At 60.2% G+C, this 5,168-nt stretch carries 6 protein-coding genes; 1 reads left to right on the top strand and 5 read right to left on the bottom strand.

Annotated features, from left to right (window positions below):
* The 5 genes from ACXRVY_RS16410 to ACXRVY_RS16390 form a co-directional block, all read right to left on the bottom strand.
* A partial coding sequence (locus ACXRVY_RS16410; protein ID WP_458237773.1) for a hypothetical protein occupies positions 1-1,609 on the bottom strand: 1,609 nt, incomplete at its 3' end.
* On the bottom strand, positions 1,606-2,484 hold the full coding sequence (locus ACXRVY_RS16405) for an endonuclease/exonuclease/phosphatase family protein (protein WP_218431436.1): 879 nt from the start codon (positions 2,482-2,484) through the stop codon (positions 1,606-1,608). The genes ACXRVY_RS16405 and ACXRVY_RS16410, both read right to left, overlap by 4 nt.
* A gap of 14 nt (positions 2,485-2,498) precedes the next feature.
* Positions 2,499-3,140 (bottom strand): thiol:disulfide interchange protein DsbA/DsbL, encoded by a 642-nt coding sequence (locus tag ACXRVY_RS16400; protein ID WP_223459224.1) that lies wholly within the window; start codon positions 3,138-3,140, stop codon positions 2,499-2,501.
* A 200-nt stretch (positions 3,141-3,340) separates the two neighbouring features.
* Positions 3,341-3,970, bottom strand: a complete 630-nt coding sequence (locus ACXRVY_RS16395) for a c-type cytochrome (RefSeq protein WP_458237772.1) — start codon at positions 3,968-3,970, stop codon at positions 3,341-3,343.
* A gap of 45 nt (positions 3,971-4,015) precedes the next feature.
* Complete coding sequence (locus ACXRVY_RS16390) at positions 4,016-4,306, bottom strand: c-type cytochrome (protein ID WP_457266015.1); 291 nt, start codon at positions 4,304-4,306, stop codon at positions 4,016-4,018.
* A gap of 191 nt (positions 4,307-4,497) precedes the next feature.
* Between ACXRVY_RS16390 and yihA the strand changes: the two genes are divergently transcribed.
* Positions 4,498-5,142, top strand: coding sequence for a ribosome biogenesis GTP-binding protein YihA/YsxC (yihA, locus tag ACXRVY_RS16385; RefSeq protein WP_008002192.1), 645 nt, complete (start codon positions 4,498-4,500; stop codon positions 5,140-5,142).
* Positions 5,143-5,168 lie beyond the last annotated feature (26 nt).

Genomic DNA, 5,168 nt, shown 5'->3' with positions numbered 1-5,168 from the left:
GCAGCGTGTTGCCATGTTGCCGCCATTGTGTGACTTCATGATCCAGGCGCTCGCTCCAGGCCGCGCGGTTGGGCAGACCGGTCAACGGGTCGACCAATGCCTTCTGACGCTGCTCYTCAAGGTGCTCACGGTAACCCTGGGCCTCCTGCTCCATATGTGCGACCCGCTCGGCCAGGCTGTGCAGGCGCGTAGCGACCTCTTGCTCGCGCTCATCGCGCTGTTTCTGGTGCTGGTCCATGGTGCCCAGCAAGCCTTCGAGATGGTTTTCCAGGACGTGCTTGAGATCTTCCAGGTCCGCGGCTTCCTGCATGCTGCTTTGCAAGCCATCGACCTGTTCGCGGATCTGCGTGTCCATCTGCCGCGCAGCCGAACGGTTGTCGGCGTGTCCTGCGGTGGCGGCCTGCAAGTTGCTCTGGAACGATTCGAGGCGCTCGTTCAGTCGTTGCAGATAGGCTTCGAACTCATGTTGACCGCTGTCGGTAATGGCCAGCATCAACGTGGCGAAGTCGTCGAGGATCGGCAGCAATTCGTACCAGTTCAAACCGTTTTTCAGACGATCGCGCATGGATTCGGCTTGCGGGCGATAACGTTCGGGCAATGTCAGGTCTTCGAGCAGTCCTAGCAGCGTGTCTTCGATGTGACTGGCCACCGAACTGTAGGAGGGCTCGGGGGAGTCCGGGAGTGCGTAGAGAATGTCGTGCTCGGATGGCGCCTGATCGGTGGCGACCACGTCCTCCGTCGGAACCGGAAGCACGGGCACACTATCCGTCGATGCTTGCGCGGTAAGCTCGTCGGGGTTTGGTTCCGGCTCAGGAGGTGTCGCGATGGTTTCCGGGGTCGGTTGCTCGGCCGATTCGATTTCTGTCGCGGCTGCTCTGGCTGGTTGAGGCTCCGCAGCCGGGGGTGCAAAAGCCACGGCTGGCTCAGTCGGCGCGGACTCGTCCTCAGCTCGCTCAACAGCGGGTACCTCGCAGATTACCGGCTCAATCACGACCGTGGCCGACTCGATAATCGCCGCAGGGCTCTCGGCTACAGGGGCAGCCAGCGCAGGAGAAATAGCCGTTGAGGCCGCCGTCTCCTCCGCTTCACGACCGCCGAACAACCGCTGCAGCAAGCCCGGCCGATCGGATTCCGTCGGGGTCTCCAGCTGACTCAGGGCCCTGCCTTGCAAGCCACTCAGCTCGCTGAGCAACAACGGTATCTCACGTGCCTGACTGACCCGCGCCTCCAGTTGCTTGGCGAAACTCTTGAGTGGTCGGCTCACATCCCGTGGCAGCGGCAATGTTTGCAGCTGAGTGACCAGCGCAGTCAGGGCAGCACTGGTCTGGCTGACTCGGGTTTCCCGACGCTGTTCAGAGTCGAGCACGGCTTTTTCCAGGCGCGGAATCAGCGCGGCCAGGCCGGCGTCCATGTCGTCGGTACGCACGACCTCACGCATTTCCTTCATGCATTGGTCAACGGCGCGGTCGGTTCCTTCAGCCGCCAGGGTGCTGCGCACCAGCCCACGACGCAGTAAGTCGAGCCGCGCGTCCCAGCGACGTTCGAGCTTTTCCTGTTGTTCGATGCTTTTGAGGTATTTCTCTTTCCAGCGCTGTGCTTCGTCGCTCATTCATGGGATCCGCGAAGGGCAGGACTCAACGCGGGCAATGCATCGGCCGTGAGCGAACCCGGCAGACGAATCTCTACCGCGACCGGCAGGTGATCGGAAATGGGCTGTGCCAGCACCTCGACCTTTTCCAGGGTCAGGCTCGGGCTCAGCAGGATATGGTCCAGGCAGCGCTGCGGGCGCCAGCTGGGAAACGTCGCTTCCAGTTGTGGCGCAAGCAGGCCGAGATCGCGCAACGCGGAGTTTTGCAGCAGGTCACTGGCATGGGTATTCATGTCGCCCATCAGTACCTGGTGTTTGTAATCGCCAATCAGATCGCGGATGTAGGCCAGTTGCAGGCTGCGCGCCCTGGCGCCCAAGGCCAGGTGCATCATGACCACCACCAGCGCTTCCGGGCCTTCGCCGAACCGTACCAGAATGGCTCCGCGACCTTTTGGCCCCGGCAACGGATGATCTTCAATGGCCCACGGGCGCAATCGACTGAGCACGCCATTGCTGTGCTGGGCCAGGCGACCGAGGTTGCGATTGAGTTGTTGATACCAGTAGGGGAAGGCGCCGAGCTGGGCCAGGTGTTCGACTTGATTGACGTAGCCTGACCGCAGGCTGCCGCCATCAGCTTCCTGCAAGGCGACCAGATCGAAATCGCCCAGCAGATTGCCGATTTTCTGCAGATTGTCGGCACGCCCGGTGTGTGGCAGCAGATGCTGCCAGCCCCGGGTCAGGTAATGCCGATAACGCTCGGTACTGATACCGACCTGGATATTGAAGCTGAGCAAGCGCAGACGACTGTCTACGGGCAGGCCCGTGGACTCCAGATGATGCTCGTTGACCCGCGGATCATGCCGGCCAACGACGCGTTCAGTACCCCATCGGCGCATGGCAGTGACTGCCCTTAGTTGGCGGCAGCCTTGTTAGCCGCCCGCTCTTTGTCGATCAGTTTGTCGGCCAGTTGCAGGGCCTGTTCGGCACCGCCGGCAGAACCCACGTCAAACCGGTACTTGCCGTTGACGATCATGGTTGGAACACCACTGATTTCATACTTCTTGGCCAGTTCACGCGCCTTGACGATCTGACCTTTGATAGCGAAAGAGTCGAAGGTCGCGAGGAACTTGTCCTTGTCCACGCCTTGGGTAGCGAGGAAGTCGGCCATGTCATCCTTGTCGGTCAGTTTCTTGTGTTCTTTCTGAATCGCGTTGAACACCGCGGCGTGAACGTTGTGCTCGACACCCATGGCTTCAAGGGTCAGGAACATCTGACCGTGGGCGTCCCACGGGCCACCGAACATCGCAGGGATGCGAACGAAGTTCACGTCCGAAGGCAACTTCTCCGCCCACGGATTGATCACCGGCTCGAAGGCATAGCAATGCGGGCAGCCGTACCAGAACAGCTCTACCACTTCGATCTTGCCAGGCACAGCGACCGGAACCGGATTGCTCAGTTCGACATAAGGTGCGGCGGGGGCGTCAGCGGCCTGGGCAGTCATGCCGAACAGGCTGGCAGCGGCAAAAACGGCGCTGATGATCAGATTACGCATGCTTCACTCCTGGACAAATTTTTTCGCCTCGCGCGACCTGTTATCAGACAGGTCCTGGCGGGCTTGAGTTCTGTAGTGTAACGGCAGCGGCCACAAAAAAGGGCGGCCAAGGCCACCCTTTTTATACTTGCTGTGACGGATTAATCGAGCGTTAACGTTGCAGGCGATAAGCACCCTGTTCAACGCCCGATCCGCCGGCCTTAGTGCAGGCCCTGAATGTAGCTGGACACCGCGGCGATGTCTTCGTCGCTCAGCTTTTTGGCAATGGTCTGCATGGGTTTGGTGTCGCCGTCGTTGTTGCGGCCGCCTTCTTCCTTGCGGAAATCGGTCAGTTGCTTGGCGATGTACTGAGCGTGCTGGCCTCCCAGGTGCGGGAAACCGGCGGGGGCGTTGCCCGCGCCATTTGGCGAATGGCAACCGGTGCAGGCTGGCATACCCTTGCCCATATCACCGCCACGGAACAAGGCTTCACCGCGAGCGACGACTTTCGGATCGGCGGCACCGACGCTGCCTTTCTGGCTGGCGAAGTAGGCGGCGRTGTCCGCCAGGTCCTGATCGCTCAGGTTGGTCAGCAGACCGGTCATTTCCAGAACGGTGCGCTTGCCCGACTTGATGTCGTGCAATTGCTTGGTCAGGTAGCGTTCACCCTGACCCGCCAGTTTTGGAAAGTTTGGCGCCATGCTGTTGCCATCCGGGCCGTGGCAGGCGCCACATACGGCAGCTTTGGCCTGGCCGGCTTTTGCATCACCCGGTTGTACTGCCTCACCTGCAGCATGGGCCATGCCGGAGATGCCCACGGTCAACAGCAGACTCACGATCAATTTCTTCATCAGCTAATCCAACTACGGCTAAGGGTTAAGAGTTATGGACCGGGCTTACTCGCTCATCCAAAGGATGATGGCTTGGTAATCCTCGGCACTGCAGTCCATGCACAAACCACGCGGCGGCATCGCCTTGAAACCCTGGGTCACGTGTTGCACCAGCGTCTCCATACCTTTCGCCAACCTCGGCGTCCAGGCTTCCTGATCGCCTTTTTTCGGCGCCATGGGGAGTTGGCCGGAATGACAGGCACCACAAACACGGTTGTACACAGCTTGCGGTTCCTGTGTAGCCTGAGCGCTGTAAAGCGGCATCAAGACACCGGCAGCTAGCAGCCATTTCGTCATAAAACGACCTTTTCAGGGTTGAGAGCGTGCTGCGTTCTAGTGCGCAATCAAGGTCTGTCGCTCTCGTGAACTTCATCCTACGCTGGGACAAAGCGCACACAAAATCTGCGGCATTATATACTGGCGTCACTGAAACGGAAGCGACACTGCTTGCCGCACCCATTCCTGGCGCCGCCCACATCGGAAATCCCATGCAACTCAAGAATCCCATCCTCGGTCTGTGCCAACAGTCCACCTTCATGCTCAGCGCAGCCAAAGTCGACCAATGTCCGGATGACGAGGGCTTCGAAGTCGCCTTCGCCGGGCGTTCCAACGCCGGCAAGTCGAGTGCCTTGAACACCCTGACCCATGCCAGCCTGGCGCGCACCTCGAAAACCCCGGGGCGCACGCAACTGTTGAATTTCTTCAAGCTAGACGATGAACGCCGTCTGGTCGACCTGCCGGGCTACGGTTATGCAAAAGTACCGATCCCGCTCAAGCAACACTGGCAGCGTCACCTGGAGGCGTACCTGGGTGGTCGCGAGAGTTTGAAAGGTCTGATCCTGATGATGGACATCCGCCATCCGATGACCGATTTCGACCTGCTGATGCTCGACTGGGCCGTGGCTGCCGGCATGCCGATGCACATTCTGCTGACCAAAGCGGACAAGCTGACCTATGGCGCGGCCAAGAACACGCTGCTCAAGGTTCAGGCGGAAATTCGCAAGGGCTGGGGTGATCTCGTGACGATCCAGCTGTTTTCGGCCCCGAAACGCATGGGCCTGGAAGACGCCTACACCGTACTCGCTGGCTGGATGGAGCTGGCGGACAAGGGTGCCGAGGTAGAAGCCCAGTAAGCAGCGAAGRCTGCCTGGGGCGCCCC

This window comes from Pseudomonas sp. P5_A2_2 (assembly GCF_054177685.1).
Note: the sequence above shows the minus strand (reverse complement) of the source record. Positions and strands in the feature narration are given on the sequence as shown.